Here is a 17286-nt window from a genome sequence, read left to right as displayed (position 1 = left end):
TGCTTATTTTGGGTATAAAGCATGCTTTAAAATAAAATCAGGCGAGGTAAAACTTCGCCTGATTTGCTTATCGCTTTTTATACCAGAATTAGTTGTTAAGGGTATTACAGAGTTGGCGTGTCGTTCTTTATGGCACAAAGGTTACCGCACATGGTGCAGTGATCTTCGTTGTGGCTTTCCGACTCGTGCTTACGCTTGCGTGCCTGTTCGGGGTTAATGGCGTGAGCAAACATCCCTTCCCAGCTTAAATCGCGTCGTGCTTTTGATATGGCTAGGTCTCGGTTCCGAGCGCTGCCGATGTTGTTGGCCGAATCGGCACATTGTGCGGCAATACGGCTGGCTATGACTCCTTCTCGTACGTCGTCGATGTTGGGAAGACAGAGGTGTTCGGCAGGCGTTACGTAGCAGAGGAAGTTGGCTCCGTGCATCCCGGCTAGCGCTCCTCCAATTGCACCAACAATATGGTCGTATCCAGGAGCCGCGTCGGTAGGTAGCGGACCAAGCACGTAGAATGGTGCGTTGTTGCAGAGCCTTTTCATTATTTTCATGTTCATCTCTATTTGGTTTAGGGGAACATGTCCAGGCCCTTCTACCATAACCTGTACGCCTGCGGCTCTGGCTCTATCAACCAGTTCGCCCAGAATTAGCAGTTCGGCAATCTGTCCGCGGTCGGTGGCGTCGTCTCCACAGCCAGGTCGGAATCCATCGCCAAGGCTTATGGTTACATCGTACTGGCGGCATACTTTAAGTATGCGGTCGTACTGCTCGTAAAGAGGATTTTCTTTGCCATTATCCTTCATCCATCTTTTTAAAATGGAGCCGCCTCGGCTTACAACACCACAGGTACGATCGTGATTTTGGAGGAAGGAAACCGAAGTTTGGGTTATTCCGCAATGTAGCGTCATAAAGTCGACTCCCGCTTTGGCTTGATACTCAATTTCGGCGAAGAGCTCTTCTGGATCAAGGTCGGCGATTGCTCCGCCACGGGCAAGTAGCCGCGTTGCTACGCTGTATATGGGTACCGTACCTACCATAATGGGCGATTTACCAATGATGGTATTTAGCGTATGGTGAAGGTCGCCGCCAGTAGAGAGATCCATTACAGAATCGGCACCATATTTTACCGAAACATCCAGCTTTTCGAGCTCCTCATCTAGCGAGCAGTGGCGATCGGAGGTGCCAATGTTGGCGTTCACCTTGATGCTGATACCTGCACCTACGCCTTTGGCGTCGAACTGGTGGTTGATGTTTTTGGGTATAACGATATGTCCTTGGGCAACCTCGTGGCAAAGCCAGGTGGGGTCTACCTTTTCGTAGGCTGCTACAGTTTTCATTTCGGGGGTTACAATACCCGCCTTGGCATATTCTAGCTGTGTTATCATTTATTCTCGTCTTTTTAGTTTGGGGAAGGCTATAAAGCTTCACATTGTAGTGCTACTGTCCTCATCATGCCTTTTAAGGGTTTAGCTTACGCTGAATTTCGGATAGCCTAAGCTGTAGCTCGCTGGTGCTGGTTGCCGACATAAAGTGGCGAACCAACGACACGTTGGTAGCACCCGCTTTTACAACCTCGTGGATATTTTCGGGAAATATTCCACCAATTGCCACAACGGGAACAGAGGCAACTCCAAGTACCTGCTTCAGCAGCTCGGTTCCGACTGGCTTATCCGGATTGGCCTTTGCGTTGGTTGGGTATATTGGTCCAAATCCTATATAGGCTGGAGCGTGTTTCATTGCCTCCTGAGCCTGCTGCATGGAGTGGGTGGAGAGTCCAATTTTCATATCACCAACAATCTTTCGGGCATCATCAATAGGAATATCATCCTGACCAAGATGCAGGAAGTCGGCACGGCATAGCTCAGCAATATCGGGACGATCGTTGATGACAAGCTGCGTATTTGTTCCCGCAGTAATTGCCCGTAAGTCGCGGGCAACGCGTAGCAGCTCGGCGTCGGACAAATGCTTTTCGCGCAGCTGAAGCATTGTAATACCGCTAGCCACACACTGCTCGGCAATAGCCTTATAGCTAAGGGTGGGCTTTGTTATAATAACGTAAAGCCCTATTTTGCTAGGAGTCATGGCTACTTTATAGAAGCAAGGATATCTTCGGCAACCTTTTTCCCAGAAAGGAGCATCCCCCCGAATATTGGGCCCATGCGGTAGCTGCCGCTTACTCCATTAGAAGCCATTCCGGAAACAAATAGTCCAGGATAAATTTCTTTGGTGTTCTCTATGGTGGTACGTTCGGCCTCTTCTACGGCGAGCGAACGCTCTCCCATAACTTTACCAGTATCGGTGTTTAGTACAATTCCGTTTTTGCGTTCGAGCGTGCGGGCTATCTCACAATCGTGTCCGGTGGCGTCGATAACTGCTTTAGACATGATAACAAGAGGGTCGACGTGCATACGTTCGCGGTGTACGGGTGCCCAGTTTATCACCAATCCGCTAACGCGGTTGTTATGGAAAACAACATCCTCTATGGAGGTGCAGTTAAAGATGGTGGCTCCAACTCGGGAAGCATGGTAGGTGAGGGCAGCAGTGGCGTGTACCGAATCAACAGTGTAGTATCCTTCCTGGTACTTTACGTGGTTTATTCCAAATTCCTTTAAAACGCCAATAGCATCTTCTTGAACGACAATTTCATTAAACATCATAGCTCCACCCCACATACCGCCTCCGGGGGCAAGCTTGCGTTCGAAAAGGGCAACTCGAGCACCTCCTTGAGCAAGGAAGTAGGCTGCTACAAGTCCAGAGGGACCTCCTCCAACAATGGCGACATCGACAGAAAGATTTTCTTTAAGCTTTCGGAAATAGGAATCAATAATTCCTGCAGAAACAATTTGCTCCATAATAGTAGGTTTAAAATTATGAATAAGCCGGAATGCGGAGCATGGCATTGCAAAAATGGACGAATGTCCTACACTTCCCTACGCAGGTATTATCCTGATCAGGTTAAAGGGTATAATCTCAGCCTGTAATGTTAGGCACCCCTAGCTTATTTGCAGGTAAAGGTACACTTCTTTGCCTATCGTGCAAGCTTGTTTTATATGTTTAGGGGCAGCATCTTCCTTTTTTCGGGGATATGCTTCTGTAAAAATAGAAGGCAGCTACCAAGTAGCTGCCTTTGTTAGGATATGATTTGAGTAAAGAATCGCTATTGCCTTTGTGCGGAGTAAAAGGAAGAAAGATCACCCGATGCTTTTTGCTCTTAGCACATTGTAGAGTGGTGGTGTGGTGAAAAAACAAGGGGGATTGAATAAACACCGTCTACAGTATGCTGCTATGGCACGGATGATCTTTCTTTATGGCTTTTAATCTATTTAAGTAGCTATTGCTGCTATTTTAATGGTAGTACCACTCCGTTTTGTTGTAGGGTAATTAGGTTATATTTCTCCCATTCGTCCCAATGAGAATTTTGTTGAAGCTTAGAAGGAACTATACCTGAGAGTTTATTTAACTTAAGACCTAGACGTTGCAATTGGGGGAGGTTTCCTATAGAGTTCGGGATGGAGCCTGTTAGGTTATTATTTTGCAGGTAAAGCATTGCAAGGCTCGATCCTTTAAAAGATGGGATAGTTCCCTCTAGCTTATTTCCGGAAAGTAGCAGGTTGGTTAGCAGCTCTAGGTTGATTAGCTCTGTAGGGATAGTTCCTGTTAGCTTATTCTCATCAAGGATAAGCTCCATTAGATGCTTGCACCTAGCTAACGAAGTTGGGATTGTTCCCTCCAGATTGTTGTACGGCATTTTGAAAAATGTCAAAAGGGTTAGCTTGCTCCAGTCTTCTGGTATTTTACCGGTGAGCTCGTTATGGCCAAGCTGGATTTCCCAAAGCTGGTTTAGCTCTGTTAGCTCGTTTGGAATGGTTCCTTTTAGACCATTATTCCAAAGGTTGATAACAACAACTCTGTCGTCTTTTATTTTGACGCCGTGGTAGGTGCTGATGGGCTTGCTTAAGTCCCATTTTTCTTTCCATTGTTCACCTCCCGCCGACTTATAAAGGGCAGCTAGCGCTAAGCTATCCTTTACTCTTAACGGATTAACCTTAGGTCGGCCTGCTTGGTATACTTTAATGGAAAGGTTGCCAAGTTCCTTATCGCCAGTAAAGGCAATAACCTTTAGTGTTGCAGACCGAGCTGCTTCATTATCGTATTTCGCAATGGTAATATTTACCTTTGCGTTGCCATCTCCTTGCTTTGTTGAAAGAGTGATCCATTGAGGGATGTCTCCTGCCACTCTCCAAGAGGTATTTGCGTTGATAGCTACGATTTTGTTACCTCCGTTGCTGTCTGTTTCAATATCGTTATCGGTGGCTTTGAACTCAAGGGGCTTGCCCTCCTGTTTTACATTGAGCGTTGCAACCTCTTTACCCGAAATAATCTGAAGCGAAGCGCTTCTTTCAACCCCAACAAGCGTACTCGGTAAAATTGTAATTTTAATACTCTCGGTGCCAGTACCTGCTGCTTTTGATATGGAAATCCAACTTTCGGTTGGCGTAGATACCTTCCAGCTTCTGGTACTCTTTATTGTAAGCTCCTCTTCGTGATTCTGAAAATCAACATAAATATTCTGCTTATCGATGGTGATTGACCTATCGCTTTTTTCTTGATTTACAGTAAATACTTTAGTTGTACTACCAGATTTAAAGCGAATAGTGGCGGTTCTACTTGTTTGCTCAAGGTTGTCTTCAACAGCAATCTCGACCTCTCCATTACCCTCTCCGCTAGTAGGCGATAGCTTAATCCAGGGAGCATCAGCTGTAGCCTCCCATTTCCCATTACACATAATGGCCAGCTTTTCCGAAGATTCGATAGGTAGAAACGAGGTGCTTTCTTTTGAGAGCTTAATAGAATCGAGCTGTTCGTTTTTTTTGCTACAGCTAAGCATGAAAAGTGTCTGTAGAAGCAATAGTACTAAAACGGTTTTCCGTAAGTTCATTTAAATTGGGCTTTGGTTATTAATTAGTAAACTGTAATGTGGTTATTGATGGAATTTCGGGGGAGTAACTGTCCTCTAAAGAACCTATAAACCTACGATATAGGCGCATACTGGGCTAAAGGCTGCAATCTTTAGCCATGATATGGTATAGTAAGTTCAATCGTAAAAACGACTATTCCTTCAGCACAAAACGTAGTATCCGAAAATAGGTGAGAAGAAACTCTCTGTAGATACTTTTATACTGTGGTGTTCTTTAGAAATCGACTAAAGCTTATCCTTTAGAAATCCCTTAACCAATATATTTATGAACAAAGTAGATGATTGTTCATGTTTGCGACAAAAGTATACAACAATGGCTAACGAACATTAAAACTACTGCTAACAAATATTAATATATGTAATACATAACGCAAGGTGTTTAGGTTGTGGCATTAAATGTTGGAGAAGTTGCTGAGTGTAGGTTTGGGGTTGAAGTAATATAGAATTCGTTATTTGAAGGTGTAGGCTTTAACTCTATAATAGAAAGAATATTAGCATGGATAGTGATTGGAGTGAGGGATGCAAGGATTAAGATGCGGTAGATGCTTGCTTTAAAAGGATAAGTATGCGTTGGGGGAGAGTTTTGAGCTTTGGAGTACGATAAAAAGAGGGGAGGCTATGTCGATTAAAAGATTTTAAAATGTATGTTGTTATACAAAATGAAAAGATACAGCATGGAGCTTTTATAAGGATCGTGTGAGGTTTTTGTTGTGAGTTAATATCTTTATAAATAAACAAATGCGTTTTATGAATAGATCCAGCTGTCGTTCAAATGTAAACAAAAGTATATTTAATGTTTTAAAATTCACAAACGATAAAGGTGTCATGTGTAGTTGATTGAACATGTTTTCTATATTTGCAAACAGTTAAAACAGTGGTTAAAGCATGTTTTACAGCGGCTCATTTTTAATCTTAGCAGGAGTCTTGTAAGAGATGATATTATTTAGAAGAAGAAAGTATAGGTTGACTTTAGCCTATATTTTGGTGCCGATTCTTACGAAACTAAGGCGTAAAGATTTAAAACAATTAGCAAGGTCTTGTTTTTATTTTAATCCGTCTAATACCCAAACCGCTAAATTGTTGCATACGGTATTGTAATTAGAGCGGTTGTTGAGGCGTTTTTTGGCCGAAGCTTGTTAATCGAAACAAATATATGGGGAATGTTTGTTTAGATCTCGGTGTTTAGTTTTATGGCTGTTTCTTCATTCTAAATTAACTCATTCTCATCTTGCATGATAAACTTGTTGACAATATGGCTAAAGAGGGTTATCTCTAGGATGTCAGTCTTCTGTTTATTAATCTTCTAGGATTTTTGTTTTTGGAGTATGCCGTTTTTCTTGCTTTGGATTGACTTAATGGTTCTTTGCATGGATAATAAGGTTTAGAGGTTTGTATATTTATGTTACCTGCTGGCAGAACCTAATAATATCAATCTTTTTTCATTCGATTGTAAGAAGTAGATATAGGTTCGCATGGGGGATGCCGGCCTGTTAGTGTAATATTATGAATTAGGAGGGCTTTACTATTAGTACGCTCTTGCAGTTTATTAACGTGTTGTTTGAATAGTTATTTAGCCCTATAAAATTTTTGTTATGGTTGGACGGTTGTCTTTTTTTTATGAGAACATGGAGTTTGGGGAGGGGCTTGATGAAGTGACGTATGAAAATCATGTCATAACATTTGCCACTTATGCAAAAATATCCGAAAGTACATTGTACTATGTGGATGAGTATTGTAGGAAGATCTTTATGGCTTCGTATAACCCTAAGATTAGCGACACTAAGTTTGAACGGGAGTTGGATTACGCTTTTTGGGTGGATCATTTGAATGAGGAGGGAATCGCGCTGCTGAATCAAATAAACAAGGCGGTTCACCATTTTTTGTCCGCTGATGGTAAAAATCTAGGCTGGAACTTTAACTTGACGTTTGGACTGTTTCTTAAGTTAGACAAGCATTTTCGGCAATTTACAATAGTGGGAATCCCTGTAGATTTTGTAGGCGATAAGCTTCGCAGCATGCTTTTTATTGTCAGGCCAGAGAAGGAGCATGACTTGCCTTTTTTGGTGATATCATATGGCAAAAATGAGAAAAACTTTAAGTATGATTTCAAAAATGAAAAGTTTCAAGAATTAAAGAAAGTAGAGCTAACGCCAACAGAACTACAAATAATCAACTATTCGGGCCAGGGCTTTAGTGAAGTGGAAATTTGCGAAAAGATGAATATATCAATGCCTGATCTGAAAAATATAAAGTATAAGCTGTTTATGCGGCTAAACGTAAAGAATATGCCTCAGGCTCTTTTTACAATTCACAAGTTGGGTCTTTTGGGAAAATAAAATAGATATGGATAAAGCAAAGGTTAAGCTAGGTTTTAATGATGATATTAAAAATATAGAGCGCCATATTTCGATAATGGCCCATTCAATAGGATTAAAATGTATGCTGTTGGACGCTTTGGCATGGGAATATTTTTTCTACTCTGATTCTTTTGTCCTTCTGACAGGATATAAACGGGAAGAGCTGCCTAGCAATACAGATGAAGCTATTCGGATGCTACTTGCAAGCGAGAATCAGGAAGATAAAATAGAGGAAAATCGTATTCGTTTTCAGACAATAGCCTCGTTAATCCAAGAAAAATCATTGAAAAGCATTGTTATAAACTCATCGTTTAAGCTTAGAACGAAGATGGGAATGCTAGTTAACGTAGACTGCGTATGCCATCCGTTATACTTTAATGTTGATGGTTTACCATGGGTGTATTTGTGCGTAATAAAGCCAGGTAGAAGGGAGAAGGTTCAGAAAACGACTATTTATATGTACGATGGGGATAAGCGGCAGATATACCTTCCGCTGAAGGAGAAGTTTGTCCCGTATGATAATACGGTCTTAAAGGAAGAGGAGCTTACCATTCTGCATTTTGCCACATTAGGCTACAACGAGCAAAAGATGGCGAAGATGCTAAACCAGAATATTACCTATATCAAGTACTATAAGAAGCGAATCTTCGCAAAGCTAAATGTTGAGAATATTACAGAAGCGGTTTATGTTGCGCTTCAATCAGGATTGTTAAAGTAGGACGAATTGAGGCGTAATAAACTTATGCCGATGAGGCTATTGCTTACTGCTTTGATTTCGTTTGCTTCTTTTAATTGGAGCAAAAATATACTCTCGATATACTATTATGCACAGGAACGAGGATGGTTTGCCGGCTAAAACTAACAAGGCGCCTCAAATTTCTATTTCGAAGCGCCTGTTAGCATTATTCCAGAAAAGACTACCAGTATAGGTATCTTTTTATTTTATGAGTTGGGGTTTTCTCAAATTGTACCTTTTGTTCTATCACAAGAGATATCTTAGAGAACTTGTTGACACGGGCATTTACATAGTCTTGTAGCTCCGCCTTCATCTTCTCGACCTTTTCGTTGAAGCTTCTGATGGCATCCTCCTTCATATGGTGGAACTGCTTCTCTAGTTCCTCATAGTTAAAGTGAACCATGGCAACAAGCTTACCCTTTTTTTCGACAACCAAGGATTCGACCACAAAAGAATACTCATTAATTACAGATTCGATCTCTTCGGGGTAGATGTTTTCGCCGCTTGGCCCTAGTATCATATTTTTTAGTCTACCTTTAATGTAGATAAATCCCTTTTTGTCGACAATGCCAAGGTCTCCTGTTTTAAACCAGCCATCTTCGGTGAAGGCTGCCTTGGTTTGCTCCTCGTCCTTATAGTAGCCCATCATAATATTGGGACCGCTGCATACAATTTCGCCTTCCCCCGTTTGAGGGTTTGGGTTGTCGATGCGGATAGATACACCATTAATGGCTGGACCTGTGGATTGAAAGGTTGCCATTTGAGGATTTGTGCCAGCCAGTAGCGGTGCCGTTTCGGTAAGCCCATAGCCAATGGCGATGGGGAACTTGGCTTCCATTAAAAACTTCTCTACAATAGGATCGAGCTTTGCTCCTCCGATGCCAAAGAAGCGAATACGTCCTCCGAAGGTTTCCATCAGTTTCTTCCCAGCAACTCTATTAAGCATTTTGCGAATAGGAGCAATTGAGTAGAGCATCTTTACAACCTTGCTTTGGGTAAACTTGGGAAGAATTTGCCCTTTGTATATCTTTTCGATAATTAGCGGAACGCTGAGCATTATGGTTGGTTGTACCTTTTTTAGAAGCGGAACCAATGTTGATGCTGCGGGTGGTTTCTCCATATACACAACCGAGGAGCCTCCGTAGAATGGAAGCAGCATTCCTAACGACGATTCGTAGGTATGGGAAAGGGGAAGTATGGAGAGAAAAACATCTTCGGGATAAACAGGCTGAAGGTCTGAGGCCATCATAACCTCGCTAGCCAAGTTCTTATGGCTAAGCATTACGCCTTTAGAACGGCCTGTTGTTCCTGATGTATATATGATAACCGCTAAGTCATCGGGCATAGGCGTAGCCTTTACCGTTGCGCTAGAAGTAACTTTTTCGCCTTTTACTAAGGATAGGTTGTCTATACTATAAATAGTTGAAAGCTTGCTTACCGCTTCTTCTTCGATCTTTGAACGTAGCCTGTCTGATACAAATATTGCTCGCGACTGCGAATGCTCTAGTATATTCGATATCTCGGCAGGAGAGAAGTCGGGTAGGATTGGTACAGCGATCATTCCTGCAGTGGTAATTGCAAAGTAGGCGATGTTCCAGTTTGGCATGTTTTGGCTAAGGATAGCAATCTTGTCGCCAGACGTAAGCCCTAAATCGCTCATCTGTGCTTGGATTACTTCTACTTTTGCACGAATATCGTTGTAAGTGTAGGTTTCGCCGTTGGTATACGAATACGCGGTGTTTCCTGCATAACGCATCGTGCTCTCTTCGAATAAATCCTTTAGCGAATTAATTGAAAATCTCAACATCAATTCAAAGTAAGAGTGCGGCAAATGTAGTAGAAAAACGTTCACCGCAGCGTTTCTTATTCCTTTATTGGCAAATATTATGCCTTTTTTTTATACGTGTTTTGTGTAAATAGTTGTAAATGTTTTGGATGTTGATGTATCGCATTACGTTAAATGATGTCATGAGGAGGTATGCTACTCGTAGGTTTTGTACTTAATAAAGTAGAAAAGGGTAACAAAATTGAAAAGAGAATAGAGAGCACCAGCTAGAAATAGCGCCTCTTTTAGTCCATATGCATCGATACACCATCCGTAGATTGGGCCCATTACGGCAAATATTATTCGGATTGTGAAATTTCGAATAGATAGAACCGTTGCTCTTACATCAGACTCTGTAATTCTATTTACATAATCCTTAAGAGTAGGGGTGGCTATGCCTCTGGCAATGTAGAATAGGAGCAAAATAGATAGGCCTGGTAACCATATTTTCAAAGCGAGCAGGATATAGGATAGGCTAAGTAGTATGGTAAAACCCGTTACGGTTGCTACAGGACCAAACCGTTTTTCTATTTTGAAGGCATAAATTGCGCTAATACCTACAACGAGATTTAAGATGGTCCAAACGATGCCAAACCATTGGATAGGCAGGTTGGCTTCGTTGAAGTAGGGTTGGGCAAACCAAGCCATTGTAAGCGTTGATGCTCCTGTGAATGAAGAGAAAAGGGTATTCCATTTCTGCTTAGGGTTGCTGTGCAGCGTTTCCTTTATAATTTTGAAAATGTCGGTCCAGTTTGGTTTCCGTTTTTGGGTTTTTAGAGGAGGCTCCTTTAGTAAGATGGATGATGGAATGGCAATAAACGCAACTGCAGCCTGTGCGTAGTACGGATATCTGATAGAATATATAGCTAGAAGTCCGCCAAGAATTCCGCCTAACGCTTCTGCGAAGTTTCCGATGGAGGTAGTTAGCCCTTCGTATCGGTTGTACTCCCGCTCTTTTTTTGCGTGAATGAGCGAGTCGTATAAAAGCGCAGAATCGGCACCGGATATCATGCTTTGACCAATGCCTAACGTAACCTCGGCCAATACAAAGCCCCAGAATCCATACGTGCAGCTATATATAAGGTATCCAAGAAATCCGAGTACGGCTCCAATGACCAAACTTTTTTTCCGTCCAATTACATCGGCTACATAACCAGATGGAATTTCCCAAGCAACTATCGAAATAGAGTAGATTGCTTGGAGGATGAACACCTCTTTCATGCTTAGCCCGTGCGCATTATAGAAAAGTACAACAATAGGCATAACCAGCATGAACCATTTGGCTATTTTAACTACATAAAGGTTGATGATGTTGTTGCGAAGGCTGAAATCCATTGAATAAATTTTGGACGAAGATAGCTATTGAGGGATAAATGCTCTCTGATTTTGGGCTGTTTTACTTTATAAAGACGGCTGTTTTGCATGGCTATTTTGGACGTTATTTGGGGAAGTTGACAAAAAAATGACGTTTTGATGGTAAAAAAGAGTTTTTTGATGGTGAAAAGTAGGTGTTGACAGGAAGATAACGGCATGTAATAATTTGTTTTGAAATTATTGGTTGCGCTTAAATTCGTTCGTGCCAATCTTAGTATGGCTTTATATCTGTTGCTATAATTTATATCTGAATATCTTTTTTGTAGGTGAAACTAAAATGGTGCATTAATGTTGATAAATGGTAAAAAACAGGCTTGTGTAAAAATTAACAAAATAAAAATTGGTGGTTTATTTGTTTGTTTTGTAGATGTTTGCGTGTGGATGTTTTGGTGTCTCAAAAAATATTTAGAAATAAACCTTTAAAAATGTTGTACCATCAAAATAATAGTTCCCTATATTGCAACCGAACAAAACACAACAATTGTGATGTCGAATTTTGGCCTGCATATTATTAGCTTTCTAGTCATTGTGATTTTTAGGTCACAGTTCGGAGGGTAGTATGCAGCTGCAAGATATGAGCACGAGCCTTCCGGACAAAACCGCGAAGGCTTTTTTGTTTTTAGAGTAGAGTAGAATAGGAAACGGACGGAAACGGAAAATGAGCATGAGAGAATTCTCGAACATAGTAGGATTAGGAAGTCTGATTCGCCTGCATTTGGCAGGTCGAATTAGCGTCATTATTGTGCTCATTATTATCGTCATTCTACCGAGTGGGTGAGGCTGGAGTATAGTGTGTTAGCGCAATAGTACGATCCTGTCTCACCGAAAAGAGGCAGGATTTTTTTTTTGATATTAACTGATACCTAACGTAATAAAAACAATTTTTTGTCATGGAGTTGAATAAGTACAGCAGAAATGTAACGCAGAACGATACGCTACCTGCTTCGCAAGCGATGTTTTACGCGCTTGGGCTAACAGAGGAAGATTTGAAGAAGCCTCAGGTAGGTATTGTAAGCACTGGTTACGAAGGAAATCCATGTAATATGCATTTGAATGATCTGGCTAAGGAGGTAAAGCAAGGTTGTTCGAAAAAGGAGCTGCTTGGGCTGATTTTTCATACCATTGGGGTGAGTGATGGTATTGCAAATGGGACAGAGGGGATGCGCTACTCTCTTCCTTCGAGGGAAGTTATTGCAGATAGCATTGAAACGGTGGTAAGCGCTCAGCACTACGACGGTGTTATTGCCGTTGTTGGCTGCGATAAGAATATGCCGGGGGCTGTAATGGCAATGGCACGCTTAAATCGCCCCTCGATAGTTGTGTATGGAGGAACCATTGCTGCAGGAGTACACAATGGCAAAAAGTTGAACATCGTTTCGGCTTTTGAGGCGTATGGCGAACGGGTAGCAGGCAATATAGACGAGTTGGAGTACAAGAGTATCATCAGGAAGAGCTGTCCGGGGCCTGGTGCTTGCGGAGGGATGTATACGGCCAACACGATGGCAACGGCTATTGAAGCTTTGGGGTTGTCGTTGCCCTATTCCTCCTCGAATCCTGCGGTGAGCAAGGAAAAGCAGCAGGAGTGTGTTGCTGCAGGCGAGGCAATGCTTCAACTTCTTGAGAAAGACATAAAACCAAGCGATATCCTTACTAAAAAGGCATTTGAGAATGCCATAACCGTGGCCATTGCGCTGGGTGGATCGACCAACATGGTGCTCCACCTGCTGGCCATGGCCAAGACAATTGGAGTGGAGCTTTTGCTAACCGACTTTCAGCGAATTAGCGATAAAACGCCGCTTATTGGCGACCTAAAACCCAGCGGTAAGTACATGATGGAGGATATTCATGCCATAGGAGGAACTCCTGCAGTGATGAAGTACCTGCTGAAGAAAGGTTTTTTGTATGGTGACTGCCTAACCGTAACAGGGAAGACGTTGGCAGAGAATCTTGCAGAGGCAGCAGATCTTTCGGAAGAGCAAGATGTGATTGTTCCGCTAGAACGGCCGCTAAAATCATCGGGACACCTAAGAGTTATGTATGGAAACCTAGCGCCAGAAGGCGCAGTAGCCAAAATAACCGGCAAAGAGGGGATTCGTTTTACAGGACGAGCAAAAGTTTTTGATGGAGAGGCGGCTGCCAACGAGGGAATCTCGACGGGTAAGGTTGTAAAGGGCGATGTGGTGGTGATTCGTAACGTTGGACCGAAAGGAGGACCTGGTATGCCAGAGATGCTTAAGCCTACATCGGCGATTATGGGTGCTGGATTGGGTAAGGAGGTTGCGCTGATAACCGATGGCCGATTTTCGGGAGGTTCGCATGGCTTTGTTGTTGGACATATAACCCCAGAAGCGGCAGTTGGAGGTCCGCTAGGGTTGATTGAAGATGGGGATGTGATAACCATTGATGCGGAGCAGAACACCTTAGCTGCGAATGTGAGCGACGCGGAGTTTGAGTCGCGCAGAAAGGGCTGGAAAGCGCCAGCGCCCACCGCAACGACGGGCTACCTGTACAAGTATGCCGCTTTAGTATCGAGCGCATCGAAAGGATGTATAACGGATAGATAGTAGACTATGGAAAATATTCAGTATGGCGAAACGCTGCGCAGAAGCGAGCAGCCGATAACGGGCGCTGAGGCTATTGTACGAACGTTGCTTTGCGAGAATGTAGACATCCTTTTTGGGTATCCAGGAGGAGGCATTATGCCAACTTACGATGCGCTTTTTGATTATAAGAATGAGCTGAGGCATATTCTAGTGCGCCACGAGCAGGGGGCGATACACGCCGCGCAGGGCTATGCCCGTAGTAGCGGAAAGGTTGGCGTTGCCTTGGCGACCTCGGGACCAGGCGCTACCAACCTTGTAACGGGAATTGCAGACGCCTATCTAGATAGTACGCCTGTGGTGTGCCTTACAGGACAGGTTGGCGGTAAGCTGTTGGGAACTGATGCCTTTCAGGAGATTGATATCATGAATATTTCGCTGCCGATAACCAAGTGGAGCGTGCAGATTAGAAGCGTGGAGGAGATTCCCGATGTTATTGCACGAGCCTTTTACATTGCGCGTAGCGGTAGGCCTGGGCCTGTGCTGGTTGATATCCCCAAGGATATACAGTTTGCTAAGGCGCCATACAGCTACACTCCGTGGAGTAGCTCTAAGGGAGTTAAAGTTAAGCCAACGCTAAGCATGAAGCAGGTAGAGGCGGCTGCTGCGCTGATAAATGAGGCTTGTAGGCCAATGATGCTGGTAGGGCAAGGCGTTACGCTATCGGGGGCTGAGAAAGAGCTGCTGCAGCTGGCTGAAATAAGCGGGATTCCTGTAGCGCAGACACTTTTGGGGCTCTCTTCGTTCCCTACAGATCATCCTTTGTATGTGGGATTGCTGGGAATGCACGGAAATTATGGTCCGAACTTGCTTACCAATGAGTGTGACCTGCTGGTTGCCGTAGGAATGCGCTTTGACGACAGGGTTACGGGAGATTTATCGCGCTATGCCAAAAAAGCGAAGATCATCCACATAGATATTGATGAAGCAGAGATTGGAAAGAACGTACCTGTTGATGTTCCTGTACTTGCCGATGCAAAGGAGGCGTTGGAGGCCTTGTGTGCTTGCATAAGTAGGAGGGAGCATGGAAGTTGGGTAGCGCGCTTTAAGGAATGTATGGCTACGGAGCAGCAAGAGGTTATCGAAAATCAGCTACATCCTAAAAAGGGGATTACTATGGGGATGGTAGTGAAAGAGGTTGCTGAAAAAACTGAAGGAGAGGCCGTGGTAGTTACCGATGTGGGGCAGCATCAGATGGTGACATCGAGATACTATCCATTTAAGCGGCAAAGAAGCCAGATAACCTCTGGAGGGTTGGGTACAATGGGCTTTGGGCTTCCTGCTTCGATGGGGGCGGCACTTGGAGCACTGCACAGAACCACGGTTGCGGTGATTGGAGATGGTGGACTGCAGATGAAAATTCAGGAGTTGGGAACCATCTCGAACGAGAATATCCCCGTGAAAATAGTATTGCTAAACAATAACTTCCTAGGAATGGTGCGGCAGTGGCAGGAACTCTTTTTCGAGAAACGCTACTCGTTTGTGGAGATGAGCAATCCTGATTTTGGAATGATTGTAAAGGGGTATGGAATACCATACGAGAAGGTGGACAAGCAGGAGGAACTGCCGTTGGCCGTAGAGCGGATGCTAAAATGTAGCGGTCCCTACTTTTTGGAGGTTGTGGTAGAGAAGGAGGATAACGTATTCCCGATGGTACCAGCAGGATGCGCCGTGAACGAGGTAAGACTAAAGTAACTAAAAAATAGAACGATGAAGGAACATTTTGAGATGGTGGTGCATAGCGCCGAGCACATAAGTATGCTTACCAAGGTGCTGATGATGTTTAGCCGCAGGCATATGGAAGTGCTAAGCGTAAGCTCGCAGAGCCAGACAGGAAGCTCGCTATACCGGATTGTGTTTGTGGCCGAGCGTGACGAGGCAAATAAGCTACAGCTACAAATAAATAGGGCGGTAGATGTGCTAGATACGCATCTAACCTACCATACCAAGGTGGATGTGCCCATAAAGAGACAGCGAATGAGTAGGGTCGTTCCGTTAGGTGTGTCTTAACCAGAGATGAGTTCGATGATGGATTACCCCTTGGTTTACCTGCAGTAAGGCTGTATTGTCCCAGTTAGCACGAGGTAGAAAAGAATAGCTAGAAAGGCGTCTCAGAAAAGTTGGTTTAGTCGCTAAAGGCTACGTGTAGCAACGAAGGAGTGGCATAGCTGCAGGGCAGGGAGGTAAATCCACATCGTGCTTTTTACAAATGAATCTATTATGAATAACTTTTAAACAGAATAACAATGGCACTATTAGATTTTGGAGGCGTTCAGGAGAACGTAGTAACACGCGCAGAGTTTCCGTTAGAGAAGGCGCTAGAGGTGATGAAGAATGAGGTAATTGCAGTGCTTGGCTACGGTGTACAGGGGCCAGGGCAGGCGCTGAATCTTAGAGATAATGGGTTTAACGTGATTGTTGGCCAACGAAAAAACTCGCCCAGCTGGAATAAGGCCATCAACGACGGTTGGGTAGTAGGCAAAGACCTCTTTGATATTGATGAGGCTTGCCATAGGGGAACCTATCTGCAGTTTCTATTGTCTGATGGGGGACAAATTGACGGTTGGGCAACCGTAAGCAAGCACCTATCGGCAGGAAAAACGCTGGGATTCTCGCATGGATTTGGTATCACCTTTAATGATCAGACAGGAATTGTTCCTCCGGCCGATGTTGATGTTGTTTTGGTGGCACCAAAGGGCTCGGGAACATCTTTACGCCGGTTGTTTTTGCAGGGAAAGGGTTTGAACTCGAGCTATGCCATCTACCAGAATGCTAGCGGCAAGGCGTATGAACGAGTTATTGCCTATGGAGTAGGAGTAGGCTCGGGGTACCTGTTCGAAACCGACTTTAAACGAGAAGTGTACTCCGATTTAACGGGAGAACGAGGTGTGCTAATGGGAGCCATTGCCGGAATCTTTGAAGCGCAGTATGCGGTACTAAGAGAGAAGGGGCATACGCCGTCGGAGGCTTTTAATGAGACGGTAGAGGAGCTTACGCAGAGTCTTATGCCGCTAGTTGCCGAGAATGGGATGGATTGGATGTATGCCAACTGCTCGGTAACGGCACAACGTGGTGCGCTGGACTGGAGACATAAGTTTAGGGAGGCTACTCGTCCTGTTTTTGAGGAGCTATACCAAAGTGTGCGCGAAGGTAAGGAGGCTGCCATTGCCATTGAGGCTGCCCGTAGACCCGACTATCGCGAAACGTTGGCTAAGGAGCTGGCAGAGATCAGGGAGAGCGAGCTTTGGAGAACGGGAAAGACCGTGAGAGGGCTTAGACCTGAGAATGAGATGTGAGATGTGCGATATGCGATATGCGATGTGAGTACAGAGATGTGAGATACGAGTACTGGGATATGTGACATGAGTACTGGGATATGTGGCATGAGTGCTGAGATGTGAGATATGAATACTGGGATA

At 43.9% G+C, this 17286-nt stretch carries 12 protein-coding genes and 1 riboswitch; of the genes, 6 read left to right on the top strand and 6 right to left on the bottom strand.

The genetic code is table 11. The features are described 5' to 3' along the window. Positions 1 to 104: 104 nt before the first annotated feature. The 4 genes from thiC to L990_RS19285 all read right to left on the bottom strand — a co-directional run bounded on the left by thiC (position 105) and on the right by L990_RS19285 (position 4936). The gene (thiC, locus tag L990_RS11825) at positions 105 to 1382 is read right to left on the bottom strand and encodes a phosphomethylpyrimidine synthase ThiC (RefSeq protein WP_197057276.1); all 1278 of its coding nucleotides are present in this window, start codon (positions 1380 to 1382) and stop codon (positions 105 to 107) included. Between the two features lie 73 nt (positions 1383 to 1455). Beyond that, on the bottom strand, positions 1456 to 2079 hold the full coding sequence (thiE, locus tag L990_RS11820) for a thiamine phosphate synthase (protein WP_047449428.1): 624 nt from the start codon (positions 2077 to 2079) through the stop codon (positions 1456 to 1458). A 2-nt stretch (positions 2080 to 2081) separates the two neighbouring features. After that, the gene (locus tag L990_RS11815) at positions 2082 to 2849 is read right to left on the bottom strand and encodes a sulfide-dependent adenosine diphosphate thiazole synthase (protein ID WP_047449437.1); all 768 of its coding nucleotides are present in this window, start codon (positions 2847 to 2849) and stop codon (positions 2082 to 2084) included. A 58-nt stretch (positions 2850 to 2907) separates the two neighbouring features. After that, positions 2908 to 3002, bottom strand: a riboswitch (TPP riboswitch). A 335-nt stretch (positions 3003 to 3337) separates the two neighbouring features. Further along, on the bottom strand, positions 3338 to 4936 hold the full coding sequence (locus L990_RS19285) for a BACON domain-containing protein (RefSeq protein WP_081981695.1): 1599 nt from the start codon (positions 4934 to 4936) through the stop codon (positions 3338 to 3340). Between the two features lie 1631 nt (positions 4937 to 6567). On the opposite strand from L990_RS19285, the gene L990_RS11805 reads away from it, so the two are divergent. Further along, positions 6568 to 7311, top strand: coding sequence for a helix-turn-helix transcriptional regulator (locus L990_RS11805; protein WP_047449425.1), 744 nt, complete (start codon positions 6568 to 6570; stop codon positions 7309 to 7311). Between the two features lie 7 nt (positions 7312 to 7318). Next, on the top strand, positions 7319 to 8050 hold the full coding sequence (locus L990_RS11800; RefSeq protein ID WP_047449423.1) for a helix-turn-helix transcriptional regulator: 732 nt from the start codon (positions 7319 to 7321) through the stop codon (positions 8048 to 8050). A 199-nt stretch (positions 8051 to 8249) separates the two neighbouring features. Here L990_RS11800 and L990_RS11795 read toward each other — a convergent pair whose 3' ends face one another. Together L990_RS11795 and L990_RS11790 are read right to left on the bottom strand one after the other, a co-directional pair. Then, a complete protein-coding gene (locus L990_RS11795) occupies positions 8250 to 9875 on the bottom strand; it encodes an AMP-binding protein (RefSeq protein WP_047449421.1) in 1626 nt (541 codons plus the stop codon). 174 nt (positions 9876 to 10049) lie between these two features. Further along, positions 10050 to 11228 (bottom strand): MFS transporter, encoded by a 1179-nt coding sequence (locus L990_RS11790; RefSeq protein WP_047449418.1) that lies wholly within the window; start codon positions 11226 to 11228, stop codon positions 10050 to 10052. Positions 11229 to 12157: 929 nt separating this feature from the next. On the opposite strand from L990_RS11790, the gene ilvD reads away from it, so the two are divergent. The 4 genes from ilvD (at position 12158) to ilvC (ending at position 17163) form a co-directional block, all read left to right on the top strand. Then, positions 12158 to 13831, top strand: coding sequence for a dihydroxy-acid dehydratase (gene ilvD / locus L990_RS11785; protein WP_047449415.1), 1674 nt, complete (start codon positions 12158 to 12160; stop codon positions 13829 to 13831). Between the two features lie 6 nt (positions 13832 to 13837). Beyond that, the gene (ilvB, locus tag L990_RS11780; protein ID WP_052180955.1) at positions 13838 to 15562 is read left to right on the top strand and encodes a biosynthetic-type acetolactate synthase large subunit; all 1725 of its coding nucleotides are present in this window, start codon (positions 13838 to 13840) and stop codon (positions 15560 to 15562) included. 15 nt (positions 15563 to 15577) lie between these two features. After that, the gene (locus L990_RS11775; protein WP_156121524.1) at positions 15578 to 15877 is read left to right on the top strand and encodes a hypothetical protein; all 300 of its coding nucleotides are present in this window, start codon (positions 15578 to 15580) and stop codon (positions 15875 to 15877) included. 236 nt (positions 15878 to 16113) lie between these two features. Beyond that, complete coding sequence (ilvC, locus tag L990_RS11770) at positions 16114 to 17163, top strand: ketol-acid reductoisomerase (RefSeq protein ID WP_047449409.1); 1050 nt, start codon at positions 16114 to 16116, stop codon at positions 17161 to 17163. Positions 17164 to 17286 lie beyond the last annotated feature (123 nt).

This window comes from Alistipes sp. ZOR0009 (assembly GCF_000798815.1).
In the GTDB taxonomy this organism is placed as follows: Bacteria; Bacteroidota; Bacteroidia; order Bacteroidales; family ZOR0009; genus Acetobacteroides.
The sequence above is the reverse complement of the archived record's forward strand: the minus strand, read 5'-3'. Positions and strand labels throughout refer to the sequence as shown.

Coding starts and splice junctions, on each gene's coding strand:
- L990_RS11775 (WP_156121524.1), top strand. CDS start 15,578: ATGAAGGAACATTTTGAGATGGTGGTGCATAGCGCCGAGCACATAAGT.
- thiE (WP_047449428.1), bottom strand. CDS start 2,079: ATGACTCCTAGCAAAATAGGGCTTTACGTTATTATAACAAAGCCCACC.
- L990_RS11815 (WP_047449437.1), bottom strand. CDS start 2,849: ATGGAGCAAATTGTTTCTGCAGGAATTATTGATTCCTATTTCCGAAAG.
- L990_RS11805 (WP_047449425.1), top strand. CDS start 6,568: ATGGTTGGACGGTTGTCTTTTTTTTATGAGAACATGGAGTTTGGGGAG.
- L990_RS11795 (WP_047449421.1), bottom strand. CDS start 9,875: ATGTTGAGATTTTCAATTAATTCGCTAAAGGATTTATTCGAAGAGAGC.
- L990_RS11800 (WP_047449423.1), top strand. CDS start 7,319: ATGGATAAAGCAAAGGTTAAGCTAGGTTTTAATGATGATATTAAAAAT.
- thiC (WP_197057276.1), bottom strand. CDS start 1,382: ATGATAACACAGCTAGAATATGCCAAGGCGGGTATTGTAACCCCCGAA.
- ilvB (WP_052180955.1), top strand. CDS start 13,838: ATGGAAAATATTCAGTATGGCGAAACGCTGCGCAGAAGCGAGCAGCCG.
- ilvD (WP_047449415.1), top strand. CDS start 12,158: ATGGAGTTGAATAAGTACAGCAGAAATGTAACGCAGAACGATACGCTA.
- L990_RS19285 (WP_081981695.1), bottom strand. CDS start 4,936: ATGAACTTACGGAAAACCGTTTTAGTACTATTGCTTCTACAGACACTT.
- ilvC (WP_047449409.1), top strand. CDS start 16,114: ATGGCACTATTAGATTTTGGAGGCGTTCAGGAGAACGTAGTAACACGC.
- L990_RS11790 (WP_047449418.1), bottom strand. CDS start 11,228: ATGGATTTCAGCCTTCGCAACAACATCATCAACCTTTATGTAGTTAAA.